This window comes from Actinoallomurus rhizosphaericola (genome assembly GCF_024055675.1).
GTDB classification, from domain to species: Bacteria; Actinomycetota; Actinomycetes; order Streptosporangiales; family Streptosporangiaceae; genus Actinoallomurus; species Actinoallomurus soli.
The window spans coordinates 21,689-38,545 of the sequence record NZ_JAMXMW010000006.1 but is presented as its reverse complement, the minus strand read 5'-3'; the positions used below and the strand labels follow the sequence as shown (position 1 = coordinate 38,545).

The window sequence follows — 16,857 nt, the reverse complement described above, 5'->3', positions numbered from 1 at the left end:
CGTTTAAGCGGGGCTGAGATCCCTTGACCGAAACGCCATTCAATTCGGCCTCGCCGACTGGCTACCGTGCCAAAGACGATCGATCGAACGGAGGGCTGTGACCATGCGAATCTCACGAACGCAGAGCGCCGGAATGGCGTTCGCGGCGATGACGACCGCCGTTCTCGCCTTGGCGGGCGGAGCGGCCGCGGCGGCCGGTGTCCGGCAGGAAACGGGCGGGATCTGCCAGTCCGTCGCAGGCATCAACGCGTACGCCCGGGACAACGGCTTCACGCCACGCTATGTCGCGGAGATGTGCAACCGGAACGCCGGGACGCACTGGAACCCGGCGGACTTCGCGGGCTGACCGGACGCCGTCCATCGCGAACTCCGGTGTTCCGCGCGCGGTTCGACGCGCAGCTCGACCGGGCCGTCCGCGTCCTCGGCGCGGACGGGGCCCGCGTCTTCCTGACGACCGTCACCGACGACGCCAAGCCGTACGGGGACGAACTCAACGGGCGCCGGTCGAACGTCGTACGGGAAGATGAGCTCGTGAGTGCCCCGCCCGACACGCTCGTCCCCTGGCCGCACGTCGCCGACCTGATGGGCGGCTGGCCTGGCTCCCTGACCGTCGGGATCTACGACGGTACGGGCCCGGCCCCGGCGGACCTGTCCGAGGTCCGGTTCTACGTGCTCCCGTACGCCAAGGGGCCCGGCACCCTCGACCTCCTGAGCGGCATGCCGAAACTGGAGGCCGTGCAGAGCCTCAGCGCCGGCGTCGACACCCTGCTGCCGCACGTGCCGCCGGGCGTCACGGTGTGCAACGGCCGGGGCCTGCACGACGCCAGCGTCGCCGAACACGTGCTCGGCCTGATCCTCGCCGCGCAGCGCGAGCTGCCCCGGTGGGTCCGCGAGCAGGACGAGGAGTGCTGGCGGCCGCACTTCACCCGCTCGCTCGCCGGTTCGCGGGTGCTCCTGCTCGGGTACGGCTCGATCGCCGCCGCCGTCGAGGCCCGGCTGCTGCCCTTCGAGGTCGAGGTACGGCGCGTGGCCCGCCGCGCCCGCCCGGCCGAGTCGGTGCACGGCGTCGGCGAACTGCCGGACCTGCTGCCGCACGCGGACATCGTCGTGTCCACCCTGCCGCTCACCGCCGAGACCACCGGCCTCCTCGATGGCCGCCTGCTCGCCGCCCTGCCCGACGACGCGCTCGTCGTGAACGTCGGCCGCGGCGGCACCATCGACACCGCCGCCCTCCTCGCCGAGACCGGATCGGGCCGGCTCCGCGCCGCCCTCGACGTCACGGACCCCGAGCCGCCCCCGCCCGGCCACCCCCTCTGGTCGGCGCCGAACATCCTGATCACCCCGCACGTGGCCGGCGGCTCCGCGACGTTCTACCCGCGCGCCGAACGCCTCATCGCCGAGCAGCTGCGCAGGTTCGCCGCCGGAGAGCCCCTCCTCAACCAGGTCACCCGCCCGGCCTGACCGACGCGTGCGCCACGCGGCCCGCCGGCCCCGTGAGCCCTGCAATGATCGGATCCCCGCCTGGGAATCCGTCGAAGGGGACATCCGGGCGCCGCACGGCTATGCCGCCGATCGCCGCCCTGATGTCCGGCCGGACATCGCCGAGGCATCGAAGCCGTGGTGGTGCCAGGTACACCCTCGGATACGCCGGTTGGGACCAATGTGCGCCCCACCCGTCGTCCAGCAGTGTTGATCACGTCACCGACCGACCTGAACGCTGAACCTGGAGACGTGATGGCTCGCGCTGGAATTGTGGCCCGACGTGCGACGGCCGGCCTGCTCGCGGCGGCGGTCGTAACGGCCGTCTGCGCACCGCTCGCGAACGCGGCCGACCGTCCGACCTCCCCGAAGGCGAGTACGGCCGACGGTCGGCAGCCGAAGGGGCTGCGCACGGCCGTCGACCGCCTCGTCGCCGACGGGCAGCCCGGCGTCATCGTGACGACGCGCCGGGGGAACGAGGTCGCGCACCTCGCCGCCGGTGTCGCGGATCAGGAGACCGGCGCTCCGATGGACCCCCGTGACCAGATCAGGATCGCCAGCATCACCAAGACGTTCACCGCGACCGTGCTGCTGCAGCTGGTGGCCGAGCGGAAGCTCTCGCTGGACGACACCGTGGACCACTGGCTGCCCGGGGTCGTGCGGGCGAACGGCAATGACGGCCGCCGCATCACGGTACGGAACCTGCTGCAGCACACCAGCGGCCTGAACGAGTACGCCCTGGACCCGCGCATCCAGACGCAGCCCGCGCGCGTGTGGCAGCCGCGGGAACTGGTCGACATGGCCCTGGAGAAGAAGCCGTTGTTCGAGCCGGGCAAGGGCTGGAGCTACGCCAACACCAACTACATCCTCGCCGGAATGATCATCGAGAAGGTCACCGGGCATCGAGTGGAATCCGAGATCGGCCGGCGCATCATCCGGCCGCTCGGCCTGAAGCACACCTCGATGCCCCGGGGCACCGGCTTCTCCGGCCCGTACGTCCACGGCTACTACGGCTCGTACGGCGACGTCAGCACCGTGATCAGCCCGTCCAGCGGCTGGACCTCCGGCGGCATGATCTCCACCGTGGACGACGTCGCGACGTTCCACCGGGCCCTGTTCACCGGCCGGCTGCTCCCGCGCGCCCAGCAGCGCGAGCTGACCACGACGCGCGCGGTCATCGACGACGGCACCCCGGAGGACTACGGCCTCGGCGTCTACCGCGTACGCCTCCGCTGCGGCAGCGCCTGGGGCCACGACGGCGGATGGCCCGGCTACCGGACCTGGGCGTACACCAGCAAGGACGGTAGGCGGCAGGCGATCATCTCCTACAACCAGACGGACGAGAAGCTCCAAGCCGACCCGGCCTTCCATGCCGACCTGAAGAAGGTCGCCGAGGCCGCCTTCTGCGGCTGACCGGCCCGTACGACGGCTCGGCGGCCCGACCGCGGCCTGCCGGCGGAAGCCGAGCCCGTGCGGTTCCGGGAACGGCCGATTCCTTCTCGTGGTGGCCGGGATCTACATGAGAGAAGGCCGATCGCCGATGAGCATTCCCGCGACCATGCGCGCGCTGCAGCAGACCTCCCTCCACGGCCCGCAGGACATGCGCCTGATCACCGACGCGCCGGTGCCGAGCCCCGGCCGGGGTGAGGTCCTGATCCGCGTCACCGCCGCCGGGGTCAACTTCGCCGACCTCTCGAAGGCCCATGGCACGTTCGCAGGCGGCCCGCGGCCACCGTACCTGGCGGGTTTCGAGGCCGCCGGTGAGGTCGTCGCGGTGGGCGAGGCGGTGACCGGCCCGCGACCGGGGGCCCGCGTCGTCGGCGTCGGAACCGGCGCTTTCGCCGAGTACATGGTCCTGCCCGCGCCCGCGGCGGTGCCGGTGCCCGCGGGCTGGACGGAGCAGCAGGCGCTGGGTCTGGTCGTGAACTGGCCCACCGCGCTGGCCGCGCTCAGGCCGCTGGGCGGCATCACCGCCGGGCAGGTCGTACTGATCCACGCCGCGGCGGGTGCGACCGGCCAGGCCGCAGTGAGAATGGCCAAGCACTACGGTGCGACGGTCATCGCCACCGCCTCGCCGGGCAAGCACGAGACGGTGCTGGCGCTGGGAGCCGACCACGTCCTGGACTCTCGCGGCGGCGACCTCGCCGCCGCGGTGATGGAGCTGACCGGCGGTTCCGGCGCCGATGTGGTTCTGGAGTCGGCCGGCGGCGCCACCTTCGCCGCCGGCCTGGCCGCCGCCAAGCGGGTCACCGGCCGGGTCATCGTCTACGGCGTGGCGGGCGGCGAAGCCCCGATCACCAACTGGGAGCTGGTGTACGAGCACCAGGTCCACTTGATCGGCCTCAACATCGGCATGCTGATCCAGGCCGCACCGCAGATCTTCGGCGAGCTGATGGGGGAGCTGTCCGCGCTGATCGCGGCCGGCGTGCTCGCCCCCAGTACGCCGACCGTGTACGAACTGGCCGACGGCCCGAAAGCGCTGACGGAACTGGAGGCCAGGGCCACCGTCGGCAAATTGGCCCTGCTGCCCTGAAAATCCCTCGTGCCGAGCCGGTGGCACCGCGCACCGGAGGTTCCCACGACAGGAGTTGGAACAGATGACCGCGACCGTGGACCCGGCCCCTGAGCGGCCGGCGCGATTCGTCGTGATGTACGACACCCCCACCGACGTCGACGGTGGCCGGAACAGGGCCTGGCGGCGTCGGCCCGTGGACCATGCCCGAAGGCGTCGCGGCACTAGGCTCCCGGCGTGACATCGGAGCTGCGGGCGGCACCGCATCACGACCGGTTCACCGCCGAGACCGAGCAGTTCCGCCGGGAACTGCTGGCGCACTGCTACCGCATGGTCGGCTCGGCGTACGACGCCGAGGACCTGGTGCAGGAGAGCTACCTGCGGGCGTGGCGGTCCTACTCCGGCTTCGAGGGCCGGGCGTCGATTCGATCCTGGCTCTACAAGATCGCCACGAACGTCTGCCTGAAGGCGCTGCAGCCGCGCTCGATCCGGGTGCTGCCCTCAGGCCTGGCGGGCCCGTACGACGGCCCCGATCGCCCGCCGAGTCCTCTCGCGCCGGGCGAGGTCGCGTGGCTGGAACCGCTGCCGGACGCGTGGATCGCCCCACCCGCCGACGATCCGGCCGCGGTGGTGATCGAGCGCGAGTCGCTGCGGCTCGCGCTCATCGCCGGCCTGCAGCACCTGCCCGCCCGCCAACGGGCGATCCTCATCCTGCGCGAGGTGCTGGCGTTCTCGACGGCCGAGACCGCGGAGATCCTCGACACCACCACGGCGGCGGTCAAGAGCGGTCTGCAGCGCGCCCGTGCCCGCCTGGACGAGGTGGAGCCGAAGCCCGAGGAACTACTGGAACCGACCGACCAACGGGCACGCGCGCTTCTCGACGGCTACATCGCGGCCTTCGAACGCTCCGACGCCGGACTGCTGGAACAGGTGCTGCGCGCGGACGCCACGCTGGAGGCGACGCCGTTCCGCGAATGGCAGGCGGGCCGGGCGAGGTGCATCCACACGCTCGACGCGTACGTGCTGGGCACACCGGGCGATTGGCGGATGATCGCCACCGCGGCCAACGGCCAACCCGCCGCCGTCGTGTACCACCGGGATGCGGACGGCGTGCTCCGAGCCGACGGCGCCGTGGTGCTGGCCCCCACCGCCGCCGGCGTCTCCCGCGTGATCAAATTCCACGATCCCGCGCTGGTCGCGGCGTTCGGCCTCCCGGACGTGCTCCCGCGCTGATCATCGAGGTCGATGTCGCCGCCCGCGACGCGGTGCCGTGGGGTCAGCAGGTCGGCGGCTGCCGGCTGGGGAGTGATCGTGGCAGCCCGAACGCTGGGAGCAGGCTGTTCTCCAAGCGGGTCATGGCGCAGGCGGCGGCATCCGCCCGGTCGATGGCTCCTCCCGCCGTCCTCCGCGCCGCGCCGCACGCCCGGCCAGGGCCGCCTGCACTTCCCCCGTCGCATTCGATTCGAATGACCGGCCGAACATCTGCCCGGCGGGGCATCGGACGTGCTTTCAGCCGGCCCGCCCGCACCCTATTCGGGCTCTGGTTCTGATTCCGGCTCGGAGCGTTCTTTGCGGTCGCGACGCAGCCGCCTCCAGAAAGAGGGCCGTGAATTCTCGAGGAGCTCGTCCACCGGCTCTTCCGCCAGCTCGCACTCCACGTCGTGCTCCGCTCCCGGCCGCGCACCGCACGTGCAGCGCCGTCTCGACTCCGGCGGCGGAGCAGGAGCGTCGTACATTCGATCGTCACTCACAATGAGAGCGTAGACGCGTTCCGAAGCCGCTTTCAAGGAGCCGAACGCTGTTGATCTCATCGGTGTTTCCCGTGACTTGATCAATTGATCGCGCGTGCGCCCGCGCTTTCTCCTGCTTATGCTGACCGCATGTCCGCAATAGAGCCACCGGCGGATTCCAGCGCCTCCGGACCCGCCGCGCCTGTTCGACCTTCCGCGCCCGGCGGAAAAGGCGGCGTCGAGCCGCAGGGCTTCGATGTTCCCGAGTTCTACGGCGAGGCGCCGGCGACCGAATTCATGACCGGCATCGCCGCGCCGCTGCTCGCCGGTGCCGCCATCGCGATCACCGGGGTGGTCGTCCAGCAGCCGAGTTCGCTGCGCTGGCCAGGCGTGACGTTGTTACTCCTCATCGCCGCCGCCTCCTTGTTGATCACGGCGGTCCAGATGGGATTCCTGGCCCGCCGTCACGTCGCGACCCCGGGTGAGATCGCCGAGTGGTGGCCCGGGCTCAGCGATGCCAAGCGCGTGCGGCGCGTCCGCGCCGATCTGAAGGATGACGCCCCGCTGTACGCCTGGTGGTCCGACCTCTCGCGCTGGGCCTATGGCCTGGGCATCGTTGCCTTGTGGGCGGGGCTCGGCTGCGCCGTCATGCCAGGACACGGCGACGGGCAGCCGGTAGGGCGCTGGTTCGCCGCGGGCGTCGGCTGGGCGACGGCGGTGCTGGAGATCGCCTGGTTCGTCGCGACCCGGCTCAGGCCCGGATGGTTCACTCCGCGGCGCATCGCACGCCGCCACTATTACGGCAGAAGCGGTAAGTGACCGAGTTCCGTGTCGGCCGGTCGGTCGGTTGCCGTCGAGCACCCGGCCGCACCGGCATAATGCCGTGACGTGGCCGCGCGCCCGGGGCCAGGATGACCGTCATGGGGAACCGTGCGAATTTCGTGCTGGTCGACGACACCGGATGGCGGCTGTACTACGACCACTGGGCCGCGAATCAGATCTGCTCGGTCCTGGTCGCCGGGCCCGAGGCGGCCACCCGCTTCATCACCGCACAGCTCCGGCGCGCACCGGACGAGTGGCTGAACGACGTCTGGGGCGAAGGCGGCGCGGTCGTCGACCATCGCACCCGACGGCTCGTCTTCTTCGGTGACGACCTGATGATGGACCTGCCGCCCAAACGCGCCTTCCTGCGCCTGCTCCCGCTCACCTGGCCGGCTGGGACGTCCGCTGGGCGTACGACGGCCTGGGCGACCTCGCCGCCCACGTCGGCGTGGACCGCTCCGTCGTCCGCGTCGCCGACGACCGGGCCATGCCGGAGAAGCTGGAGCCGAACCCGTCGGCGGACTGGCCGCCGCACCTAGTGACCGTACGGGACGAGACCGGCCGGCTGACCGTGTACCCGTTCGACTGGGCGGACGACCACAGCGCCTGGCAGGGCCCGGCCCTCCTCGACCGGCTCCCCGCGGGGGGCCTCGCGGAGGTGACCCTGCCCGTGATTCCGGAGGGCGGCCTGCACGTCGACGTCCGGTCCCGTACCGCCGGCGCGTGGACGATCGAGTCCGTCCCCGGCCTGCTTCCCGCCCTGCCGGACCTGTGGCCGGGCTGGCGGGTGGAGTTCTGGGAGGACCGCTACGAGGAGCAGGCCCGCCGCTGCGGCGACGCGGTCACCTTCCCGCCCGCCGAGGAGCCCGCAGCCGTCCTGGACGGGCTCCTGGTCTCGATCGCGCGCCGTTTCGGCAGGAACCCGGTGCCCGATATGCGCGACCTGGCCCTCCGCCTGGACCCCGCCACCGGCGAGCCGCCGCGGAAGGTGGAGTTCCACCCCCTCTTCACCGCCCACACCCAGGTCGACCCGACCCCCGAGGAGTGGTCCGCCGTCCTCCGCGCCGCCGCCTCCCTGCGCTCCTGACGGGCCCCGCCGAGAAGCCGGGAGCACCGGGGAGGCCGTCCAGGGCCGACGTCAGAGCTGGTTCCACTGGTAGACCGGCAGGTGTTCCTTCCGCGCGATCGGGGTCCACAGCTCGACGACCCGCCGTTTGGCGGCAGCGGCACGGTCGTCGAGGCCGGTCGCCTGCTGCAGGTACTCGCTGTTCGGCGCGTTCCGCGGGCCGCAGCCCAGCGACGTGACGTACTTGGCGTGCTTGAGGTGGGCCTGATCGGAATAGAGCGAGAACCGGTACGCGTCACCGATGGCCTGCCGCAGCTCGGCGCCGTGCGGCAACCGGTCGACCCGCAGGGCGCGCGCCTGAGCCGACTCCATACGGCGGTCCGCCACGAGCCGCTCGAAGGCCGGGACCGAGGCGGCGACGTCGTCGCAGGTCGCCGCGAGCTTTCCGGCCAGCGGGTCCCCCGCCGCCAGATGCGAGCCCAGCAGCCTGCGGACCGCCTCCGCCTCTGTGGCGCCAGGTCCTCCTCGATGGACGAGGCCGGGAACCACGGTCGCCGCCGCGACGGCCACGACCGCGAACGCCACGGAGCACAGGACGACCACGCGTCGCCTCCGCCGTCTCGGCCTCGCCGCGCCGTGCGTCTCGCCGGACGCGGTCCCCTCCCCGGGCGGCGCCTGCCGAGACCACGGCGAGGTATCCAGACCCGGCTCACCGGGCGCCGGTGCGATGGTGTCCCCGGAGGGTACGTCCGCCGCGCTCCGGTGGGAACCGGCGGCACCGAGCGCCCCGGGGAGGGCGCTCGGCAGCGAAGCGGTCCCCGTGGGGTCGGCGAGCGCGGTGCCCGCGGCCAGCATGACCGTGGTGGCCGGCGCGCCGGCGGGCGCGTCACCGGCCGGCCTGGCGACCACCTCGCTGCGCCGGAGCAGACGCAGCAGCACCTGCTGGGCCGACGGGCGGTCGCCGGGATCCTTGGCCAGGCAGTCGGCGACGAGATCGCGCAGCGGACTCTCCAGACCGCCGAGGAAGGGCTCGTGCGTCAGGATGCGGGCGGCGACGGCCTCGAAGGTGTCGTTCCCGAACGGCGGGTGCCCGCAGGCCGCGTACGTGACGGTCGACGCCCAGGCGAAGACGTCGGTCGCGGTCGTGATGACACCGCCGCTCAGCTGCTCGGGCGCCATGTACGGCGGGGTGCCGAAGACCTGGCCGGGCATCGTGGCGGCGGCGTCGAACGCGCGCGCGATGCCGAAGTCGATCACCCGCGCCCCGTCCGGGCCGATCAGGACGTTCTGCGGCTTGAAATCCCGGTGCACGATCCCGGCCTCGTGGATGGCGACGAGCGCGGTCGCGGTCGCGATCGCCAGCCGTTCGAGATCGGCGCCGTCCCGCGGCCCCTTCTCCGAGATCAGCCGCTGCAGGGACGGGCCGTCGACGTACTCGCTGACGATGTACGGCCGGTCGCCGGTCACGTCGGCGTCCACCACCTGCGCCGTGCAGAACCGGGCGACCTCCTTGGCCGCCGCGACCTCCCGTACGAAACGGGCGCGCGCCGCGTCGTCGATCGCCAGGTCCTGGCGGAGCATCTTCACCGCGAGGCGCCGCGGGAAGCCCCCGGGGTCGTCGGCACGTCTGGCCAGGTAGACGACGCCCTGCCCGCCCGCCCCCAGACGTTCCGTCAGCTCGTACGGGCCGAGGCGCCGTGGGTCGCCGGGCAACAGAACTCGACTGGTCACCGCGCGCTCCTCCACACCGCCGAACCGTCCATGCCCGATCGAGAGATCCGGTGAGCACGTCAGGCATTCAAGATCATGTTTCGTCGGCGAGTCTGACGCTCACTCCCTGCGATCCGTTCGGGCGCGGCCGGTAACGAAGTGATCTCTGGAGTGGGTCGGTGCGTGACCGGCGGCCGCGCGGTCGCCTTCGCCGGGCGGCCACGCGGCCACGCGGTCCGCGCGAGTGGAGCCGGCCCCGCTTCGCCCCGCCGGAGTCCTCAGAGGGCGTCGGCGAGGCGGTCCACCTGGGCGGGGTCGAGCCCGTAGCAGTACAGCATCACCTCGTCGGCGCCGAGGTCGGTGAAGGCGGCGATCGCCTCACGGATCTCGCCGGGCGTGGTCAGCATCCCGGCGACCATCCGATCGGCCATGCCGCTGAACGCGTAGTACGCGCCCATGCGGGCACGCGCGTCGTCGATCACGTCCTGCGAGCCGAGCGCGACGTTCACCTGCGCGACGATGCGCGGCTCGCCCTCACGCCCGTGCTCCTTCCAGAACGCACGGACGGTGTCGAATAGATCGCCCGCCCACGACGGCGCCGCGGCGGCGAGGAACCCGTCACCCCAGCGCGCGACCCGTTCGAGCGCGACCGGCTTGAACCCGCCGAACAGCACCTCAGGGCCGCCGGTACGAGCGGGCGCGGGCCCGATCGGCCCGGCACCGTCGCCGTACGGCTCGCCGGACCAGAGGCGGCGCATCACCGCCAGCTGCTCGTCGAGACGCTGGCCGCGCGTCCGCGGGTCGATGCCCGCGACCTGGTGGTCGTCCTCGCGCCCGCCGATCCCGAGGCCGAGGACCAGCCGGCCCCCGGACATCCGGTCGAGCGTGGCGGCCTGCTTGGCGAGCAGCACGGTGTCGCGCAGCGGAGCCAGCAGCACCTCGGTCTGCACGCGGACACGGGACGTCGCCCCCGCGAGGACGGCGAGCGCCACCAGGGGCTCGGGATTGTCGTAGACGAGCCGATCGAGCAGGCCGAGCGTGCTGAACGGGCCGGCGTCAGCGCGCCGCGCCCAGTCGAGCAGGAGAGCCGGGTCGCCGATGGGCAGACCGATACCGACGTTCATGACAGAGACCTCCGAGAGGAAGGGTCGACAAATACAACCTGCCGCCCCTCCATCACCTCATCGAGGTGGGACGCTCCCGCTCTGCGGCATACCTCTGGGCGAGCGCCTCGTCGAAGTGATCACACAGTAAGCCGACCCCCGTCCGCCTGGCAAGCAGGTTGGGCGCGGGACAAGCGCGGCACCTGGCATGCCCACTTCGCCTGGCTCGCGCGCGAGTACGTCCTCTGGCGTGGCGTGGACGTGTGGATGCGCGCCGCTGATCTCGAACCCGTTCCCGGCCAGAACTACCGTCAGGTGTCCCGGCACGTCGAGGAGCCCGACTTCTGACCTGCTGCCGCGCCTTTTCAGCGAGCGGTACGCCGCTTCCTGCTCGGGCCGGTTGGCAGTAGATCATTCGGCAGCGCTCGCAGTTCACGGTCGATACGCGCAGAGGAGACCGCTTCGATGTCGTCGCGGAGCCGCGCCAGCGTCTGCGCGGCCGCGTCTCGATCGCCGCGGCGGTGCTGGACCCGGGCGAGCCGCGTGCCGATCAGTACGCGAGATCTGCGCTCGACCGTGCGACGTGACGCGAGTGAGGCGGCAAGCTGCATCTCCGCCTCATTCTGATCGTCCAGGCGCGCAAGCAGAGTCCCGGCCTGATGCTGCCACGCTTCGCGCCGATAGCTACCCGTCCACTGGCCTTCCGGAGGCGAGTCAGCCGCTTCCAGGAGCTGCTCCGCCGCACGTAGAACGCTGCGAGCTTCCCGGCCGCAGCCTACGGCGGCGAGGGCCTCGGCGCGCATCCCCAAGATCCAGGCCCGCGTCCGGGCCGGGCACCCGCAGCGTATTGCGGCCACGGCCGCATCGGCGATGTGGAGCGCTTCGGCGGGGTGGCCGAGTTCGAGCGCTTGGAGCGCCAGCGATCGCAGGACCCTTCCTCGCGCGATCGGGTCGCCGGCCTCGTCGGCCAGCCGGACGGCTTGGACGTAGTACTGCTGGGCCAAGGCGGAGCGCATGTCGTCGGCGGCCATCCAGGCGGCTAGGTAGGCGCAGTCGGCGGCTGCGGAGAACATCTCGGCGCGGGCTGGGCCTCTCGCGGTGCGGAGCAGGGGGACGACGTCGTGGGTGAGGTAGGCGGTGACGGTCGAGCGGGCGGCCCCGCCGCCGTACAGGTCATCGAGCCGGGACAAGCACCGGGTCGTCTCCCGGATCTGCTCGGCGGCTCCTGCCGTACCCGATATCTGCCGCGGGCTCGGCGCTGCCGGTATGGCGAGCGCGGTGAGGGAGTAGACGCCGGTGGTGAGCACGCTACGCCGGTCGAGCATGTCGTCTCGGCCGATCTGGGTCAGGCGCATCAGCACCTCACCGGACCACGGGTCCAATACCGTGATTTCGGTACCGGGCCATCCGAGCGACTGCGGGTTCATCGGCCGGCCCAGGCGCCGCGCGAACGCCTCTACCGCGCACCAGAGCGCGTCCTTGCGTGGGACCGTGCCCGCCAGCCAGTGCGAGACGGCGGTGCGGTCGTAGTAGAGCTTGAGGCCGTTCTCGGCCCCGACCGCGTTCACCGCCGAAGCCGTCTGCGCGAGAGTCCATCCCGCCTCCTCGATCGCCGCCCGTAAGGCGATGTTGACCGGCATGCCTTCACCTCTTCGAGAGTGCCCCGCTTGCGCTTACCGATCCACCCCTCACTGTGACGGACTCCCGACGGGCTCGCCCGACTTTCAACACCCTTCAACACGGCGGCGTCTTCCGATCGAGTCCGCCCAGGTCTTTGCTGATGCCAGACCATCCGCACAGCAGCAGGAGGAAGCGATGACCACCGTGACGCTGGATCGGCAGGCCGGCTCCGCCCTCGAACTGGACATCCGCATCGTCGAGGCCGGGAGCGCGGTCTCCGTGCTCTTGGGCAACACCGATGACGGGTGCGACACCTTGAAGAACGGCGACTGCTGACTCTGTTCCCCTTCGGGCGGCTGCAGCGGCCTGCCCACGGCAGCCACCCGAAGGACCCGGACACCCCGAAGGTCAGAACACGCGGAGCGAGGTGCCAGGTTGCGCAGAGCGCCAGGGCGGTACCGTCCCCTGGACGCCGCACTTTTGCGAGCGACCACCTACCCGAGCACGCCGCTGCCCGGCATCTGGCCGGGTCTGGACGACGAACCCGACCTCGAGCAGTGGTGCGCCTGGCTCACCGCCGTCTGGTCCGAGACAACGATCGCTGACGCCATCGCGATCGCCAGCCCCGCACTGGCCGCCCGCGTCGCGGCGGTGAGCCGGGGACATCGGCCCCGCCCGGACAAGGTGCGGCGCATGATGCTGTCGCTGTCCCGGTACCTGGTGCGGGCCGGCGGCAGAGCAACCCCGTTCGCGCTGTTCGCGGGGATCGCCCCTGTTCGGTTCGGCCCGGAGACGCTCGCGCGGTGCGGCGATGAGCATGACGTTCGTGTTCGAGCGGACGCCGTGTGGTTGACCGGTGTGATCGCCCGGCTCGAAGCGTGCGTCGAGCTTCGGCACCGCCTCACCGTCACGGTGAACGACCTGGTGTTCATGCGTGGGGAGCGGCTGGTCGTGCCGTGGCAGCCACATGCCGGGGACCCGGCCCGGCCCATCGCGGCGGAGATGTCCGTGCGAGCCAACCGGGCGGTCGAGGTCATCCTGCGCACGGCGGCGTTGCCCATCCGTGGCGAGGATCTGCTGAAGGAACTGGCTGCCGCGCTCCCTGCCGCTGCGGCGTCCGCGCTCGATGATGTCGTTGCGGACCTGATCGCCTGCGGTGTCCTGGTCACGTGTCTGCGGCCGCCGTCGACGAGCACCGACGGTCTCGCCCATCTCCTCGACCAGCTCCAGGCGGTGAACGCTGCGGACGTCGACGAGGCCGCGGTCCTTGTTCACGAGCTGGTGGACGTTCAGGCGCTGCTGCAGTCCGCCTCCGGGCCCTGCGACGCCAGCGAAACTCAAGCTGCGGTGCGTCGGATGCGGGCGCTCGCGGAGGTCGAGCAGCCGCTGCGGCTGAATGTCCGGCTGGACTGCGCCGCGGTGCTGCCCACCGATGTCGCCGCCGAGGCCGCCCACGCAGCCGACGCGCTCGTACGCCTCAGCCCCTACCCCGGCGGGCACCCCGGCTGGCAGGACTACCACGACAGGTTCCTGGCCCGCTACGGCACCGGCGCGGTCGTCCCTCTCGATCGGCTCATCGATCCGGTGGCCGGCCTCGGGTATCCCACGCACTACGCGAACCCAGAGCACCAGAGCCAGGCGGCGCCGATGTCGCAGCGGGATCAACGCTTGCTGGCGCTGGCCCAGCAAGCGGCCCTGGACGGTGCTCGCGAAGTCGTCCTCGATGACCACCTCATCGACACCTTGACGGCGGGAGAGGCGATCCAACCGCGGCCTGCTCCGCACGCGGCCATGTGCGTCGAGGTGTCCGCGCCGACGATGGCCGCGCTGGCCGAAGGAGCGTTCACGCTGATGGTTGTCGGAGTGGGCCGAACAGCGGCGGCCCTGGCCGGCCGGTTCCTCGACCTGCTGCCCGATGAGGACCAGCAGCGGATGATCGGCGTGTTCCACCGGCTGCCGGTCAGCGTCGACGGGGCGATCGCCGCGCAGCTGTGTTTTCCGCCCGTGCATCCACGCGTAGAGAACCTCACCTGCGCACCGCGCTTATTGCCTGACATCCTCACGCTCGCCGAGCACCGTGCTGAAGAACCCGGACGCTTCTGCCTCCCCGACCTCGCGGTCACCGCAGACCCCCACGCCCTGTACCTCCTGTCGCGGTCCCGGCAACAGATCGTCGAGCCCCTGCTGGCCCATGCGCCGGCCCGGCACGCCCTACCGCCGCTCGCCCGGTTCGTCTTCGAGCTCGCCCGCACCCGGCACGCGGCGCTGACACCGTTCGCCTGGGGACCTGCCGGTTGCATGCCGTTCCTGCCCCGCATCCGTACCGGTCGCACCGTTCTGGCTCCGGCACGGTGGCGCATCCCCGCAGCCGCGCTCCCCGGCCGGGAGGCCCCCGGCCCGGTCTGGGACGCCGCGCTGAGCGCCCTACGCGAGCGTCTCGGCCTCCCGTCCACCGTGAGCGTCGGTGAGTCCGATCGTCTCCTGCGGCTGAACCTGGACGCGCCGATGGATCGCGCGGTGCTGCGGGACCACCTGGACAAGGCCACCAAGCGAGGGCAGACCACCGTGGTGTCCGAAGCGACGTCGGCCGCCGACCATGGATGGTTCGGCGGTCGCGCCCACGAGCTCGTCGTCCCCATCGCGTCGTCCACACCCTCGGGTCCGGCGCCCGCCGTCGTGAACCGTCCCGGCCCCCTGCCGCTGGTCGACCACCAGGACGGTGTCCTCCCTGGGGCCGGCGTGCTGTTCGCCAAGGTGTACGGGCACCCGGAGGTGTTCGACACGATCCTCACCCGAGCGGTGCCCGAGCTCCTGGCCGGTTGGGAGCCTGCGCCGATGTGGTGGTTCATCCGGTACCGGGACCCTCGCCCCCACCTGCGGCTCCGCCTTCACCTGCGCCGCGTCGAGGAGTACGGCGAGGCCGCCTCCCGGGTCGGATCCTGGACAACTGAGCTACGGCGACGCGGCCTGGCCACTGTTCTGGTCTTGGACACCTACCACCCGGAGACCGCCCGTTACGGCTCGGGCACGGCTCAGACCGCCGTCGAAGCTCTGTTCGCCGCCGACTCCGCGGCCGCCGTCGCGCAGGTACAGGCATTGACCGCCACGCGCGACGTCCATCCCAGTGTGCTCACCGCCGTCAGCATGATCGATCTGACCTGCGCTCTGGCAGGAGACCGCCGTACCGGAATGCGCTGGCTCGTCGCCACCAGGCGCACCGCCCCGGCGCCGGCGCTCGACCGCGGTCTTGTCCGTGAAACCCTCCGCCTGGCCGGCCCGCCGAACGCTCCGGTGGCCTTCCACGAGCTCGGCACGCTGAACGATGCCTGGAAGGTTCGGCGTGACGCGGCTGTCACCTACACCGAGCGCCTGGCCACCGGCGGCTCCCCGGTGACGGCCGCCGCGGTGACCGGATCGCTGCTGCACCTGCACCACAACCGGGCCCGCGGGATCGACCCCGACGCTGAACAGCTCTGCGATCGACTCGCCCGCGCGGCCGCCCTCAGCTGGGTCGCCCGCCACGACACCGCCGAGGAGCAGCGATGAGCTCGCTCACCGAGGTCCTGCCCGCGCGGCAGCGGCACGCCGCCCACCAGCTCGCCGCCCGCCTGTCAGACGCCCTCGCCGTCCCGCCGCCCTGCGGAACACACCGGGGCCCTGCGGACACCCACCGGCCGGGCCAGTCCCTGTCCAAGGGAGCCGCAGGCGTCGCGATCCTGCACGGCTGTCGCGCGCGCGCCGGTCTCGGCGACTGGGGCCGCGCCCACCAGTGGCTGGCGCATGCCGTCGGCGAGGACATCAGCGCCGGCCCCAACGCGGGTCTATGGCACGGGGCGCCCGCCGTCGCCTTCGCTATCACCGTCACAGCCCCGCCGGGCCGGTATCCGAAGGCGGAGCAGAAGCTGGACGCCGCCGTGACCGCGCTGGTGCAGACCCGCCTGCAGGCGGCCGCCGCCCGGATCGCCGCCGTGGCACGCCCCAGCCGAGCCGAATTCGACCTCGTACGCGGCCTGACCGGACTCGGCGCCTACCTACTGCGCCGCGACCCACACGGACCGCTGAGCCGCCAGGTGCTGACCTACCTGGTGCGGCTGACCGAACCGCTCCCCGCCGGCGACGAAGCCGGGCACGCAGCACCGGGCTGGTGGACCAGCGACATTCCCCACGGCAGGCCTGCGGACCTCTTCCGGGGCGGCCACGCCGACCTCGGCATGGCCCACGGGATCAGCGGTCCTCTCGCGCTGCTCGCCCTCGCGATGCGGCAAGGCGTCACCGTCGACGGGCAGGCCACCGCCATCCATCGGATCTGCCAGTGGCTGGACGCCTGGCGCTACGACACCGCCACGGGACCCGGGTGGCCACAACGGGTCACCCTGACCGACCTGCGGGCCGGCCGGTCCGCCCGCACCGGCCCGACCCGGCCCTCCTGGTGTTACGGCACCCCCGGCATCGCCCGCGCCCAGCAACTCGCCGCCCAAGCTCTCGGCGACCGGGAACGGCAACGCCACGCCGAACAGGCCCTCACCCGATGCCTCTGCGACCCGACGCAACTCGCCCGGCTCACCGACGCCGCGATCTGCCACGGCTGGGCCGGTCTGATCGCCACCACCTGGTGCGCCGCCGGCGACGCGCTCTCTGCCGACTTGGGCGCCCGGCTGCCCGGCCTGCTCGACACGCTCCTGGCCACCGTCGACGCCTCCCGTGTCGGGCAGACGCCGGGGCTCATCGACGGGAACGCCGGGACCGCGCTGGTCCTGCACACCCTGGCGACCGGGACTTCCGGAGGCTGGGAAACGAGCCTGCTGATCAACTAGT

Annotated in this window: 14 protein-coding genes; 11 read left to right on the top strand and 3 right to left on the bottom strand. The window is 72.0% G+C overall.

The window, feature by feature from the left end; all coding sequences use genetic code 11:
- Positions 1 to 103: 103 nt before the first annotated feature.
- From NE234_RS15695 to NE234_RS15660, 8 genes are all read left to right on the top strand, one after another.
- Complete coding sequence (locus NE234_RS15695) at positions 104 to 346, top strand: hypothetical protein (RefSeq protein ID WP_252781016.1); 243 nt, start codon at positions 104 to 106, stop codon at positions 344 to 346.
- 236 nt (positions 347 to 582) lie between these two features.
- The gene (locus tag NE234_RS15690; protein WP_252781315.1) at positions 583 to 1,461 is read left to right on the top strand and encodes a 2-hydroxyacid dehydrogenase; all 879 of its coding nucleotides are present in this window, start codon (positions 583 to 585) and stop codon (positions 1,459 to 1,461) included.
- A gap of 291 nt (positions 1,462 to 1,752) precedes the next feature.
- Positions 1,753 to 2,892: a serine hydrolase domain-containing protein gene (locus tag NE234_RS15685; RefSeq protein WP_252781015.1), complete on the top strand. Its 1,140-nt coding sequence runs from the start codon at positions 1,753 to 1,755 to the stop codon at positions 2,890 to 2,892.
- A 127-nt stretch (positions 2,893 to 3,019) separates the two neighbouring features.
- On the top strand, positions 3,020 to 4,012 hold the full coding sequence (locus NE234_RS15680; RefSeq protein WP_252781014.1) for a zinc-binding dehydrogenase: 993 nt from the start codon (positions 3,020 to 3,022) through the stop codon (positions 4,010 to 4,012).
- A 216-nt stretch (positions 4,013 to 4,228) separates the two neighbouring features.
- Complete coding sequence (locus tag NE234_RS15675; protein WP_252781013.1) at positions 4,229 to 5,224, top strand: RNA polymerase subunit sigma-70; 996 nt, start codon at positions 4,229 to 4,231, stop codon at positions 5,222 to 5,224.
- Positions 5,225 to 5,826: 602 nt separating this feature from the next.
- Positions 5,827 to 6,540, top strand: coding sequence for a hypothetical protein (locus tag NE234_RS15670; RefSeq protein ID WP_252781012.1), 714 nt, complete (start codon positions 5,827 to 5,829; stop codon positions 6,538 to 6,540).
- Positions 6,541 to 6,641: 101 nt separating this feature from the next.
- Positions 6,642 to 7,082, top strand: coding sequence for a hypothetical protein (locus tag NE234_RS15665; protein WP_252781011.1), 441 nt, complete (start codon positions 6,642 to 6,644; stop codon positions 7,080 to 7,082).
- Positions 7,031 to 7,630: a hypothetical protein gene (locus NE234_RS15660; RefSeq protein ID WP_252781010.1), complete on the top strand. Its 600-nt coding sequence runs from the start codon at positions 7,031 to 7,033 to the stop codon at positions 7,628 to 7,630. The genes NE234_RS15665 and NE234_RS15660 overlap by 52 nt, the downstream gene beginning before the upstream one ends.
- Positions 7,631 to 7,681: 51 nt before the next feature.
- Here the strand turns inward: NE234_RS15660 and NE234_RS15655 are convergent, their stop codons facing one another.
- The 3 genes from NE234_RS15655 to NE234_RS15645 form a co-directional block, all read right to left on the bottom strand.
- Complete coding sequence (locus tag NE234_RS15655) at positions 7,682 to 9,340, bottom strand: serine/threonine-protein kinase (protein ID WP_252781009.1); 1,659 nt, start codon at positions 9,338 to 9,340, stop codon at positions 7,682 to 7,684.
- Between the two features lie 257 nt (positions 9,341 to 9,597).
- Complete coding sequence (locus NE234_RS15650; RefSeq protein WP_252781008.1) at positions 9,598 to 10,443, bottom strand: LLM class flavin-dependent oxidoreductase; 846 nt, start codon at positions 10,441 to 10,443, stop codon at positions 9,598 to 9,600.
- 344 nt (positions 10,444 to 10,787) lie between these two features.
- Positions 10,788 to 12,062 (bottom strand): hypothetical protein, encoded by a 1,275-nt coding sequence (locus NE234_RS15645; protein WP_252781007.1) that lies wholly within the window; start codon positions 12,060 to 12,062, stop codon positions 10,788 to 10,790.
- Between the two features lie 175 nt (positions 12,063 to 12,237).
- Between NE234_RS15645 and NE234_RS15640 the strand changes: the two genes are divergently transcribed.
- The 3 genes from NE234_RS15640 to NE234_RS15630 all read left to right on the top strand — a co-directional run bounded on the left by NE234_RS15640 (position 12,238) and on the right by NE234_RS15630 (position 16,856).
- The gene (locus NE234_RS15640; RefSeq protein ID WP_252781006.1) at positions 12,238 to 12,378 is read left to right on the top strand and encodes a hypothetical protein; all 141 of its coding nucleotides are present in this window, start codon (positions 12,238 to 12,240) and stop codon (positions 12,376 to 12,378) included.
- A 99-nt stretch (positions 12,379 to 12,477) separates the two neighbouring features.
- Positions 12,478 to 15,588, top strand: coding sequence for a lantibiotic dehydratase (locus NE234_RS15635; RefSeq protein WP_252781005.1), 3,111 nt, complete (start codon positions 12,478 to 12,480; stop codon positions 15,586 to 15,588).
- On the top strand, positions 15,585 to 16,856 hold the full coding sequence (locus NE234_RS15630) for a lanthionine synthetase C family protein (protein ID WP_252781004.1): 1,272 nt from the start codon (positions 15,585 to 15,587) through the stop codon (positions 16,854 to 16,856). The genes NE234_RS15635 and NE234_RS15630 overlap by 4 nt, the downstream gene beginning before the upstream one ends.
- The last annotated feature ends 1 nt before the right edge of the window (position 16,857 follow it).

What these genes read in the sequence shown, in the direction of transcription:
- NE234_RS15650 (WP_252781008.1), bottom strand. Translation starts at nt 10,443, where the DNA reads ATGAACGTCGGTATCGGTCTGCCCATCGGCGACCCGGCTCTCCTGCTC.
- NE234_RS15690 (WP_252781315.1), top strand. Translation starts at nt 583, where the DNA reads ATGGGCGGCTGGCCTGGCTCCCTGACCGTCGGGATCTACGACGGTACG.
- NE234_RS15660 (WP_252781010.1), top strand. Translation starts at nt 7,031, where the DNA reads ATGCCGGAGAAGCTGGAGCCGAACCCGTCGGCGGACTGGCCGCCGCAC.
- NE234_RS15665 (WP_252781011.1), top strand. Translation starts at nt 6,642, where the DNA reads ATGGGGAACCGTGCGAATTTCGTGCTGGTCGACGACACCGGATGGCGG.
- NE234_RS15630 (WP_252781004.1), top strand. Translation starts at nt 15,585, where the DNA reads ATGAGCTCGCTCACCGAGGTCCTGCCCGCGCGGCAGCGGCACGCCGCC.
- NE234_RS15640 (WP_252781006.1), top strand. Translation starts at nt 12,238, where the DNA reads ATGACCACCGTGACGCTGGATCGGCAGGCCGGCTCCGCCCTCGAACTG.
- NE234_RS15645 (WP_252781007.1), bottom strand. Translation starts at nt 12,062, where the DNA reads ATGCCGGTCAACATCGCCTTACGGGCGGCGATCGAGGAGGCGGGATGG.
- NE234_RS15680 (WP_252781014.1), top strand. Translation starts at nt 3,020, where the DNA reads ATGAGCATTCCCGCGACCATGCGCGCGCTGCAGCAGACCTCCCTCCAC.
- NE234_RS15695 (WP_252781016.1), top strand. Translation starts at nt 104, where the DNA reads ATGCGAATCTCACGAACGCAGAGCGCCGGAATGGCGTTCGCGGCGATG.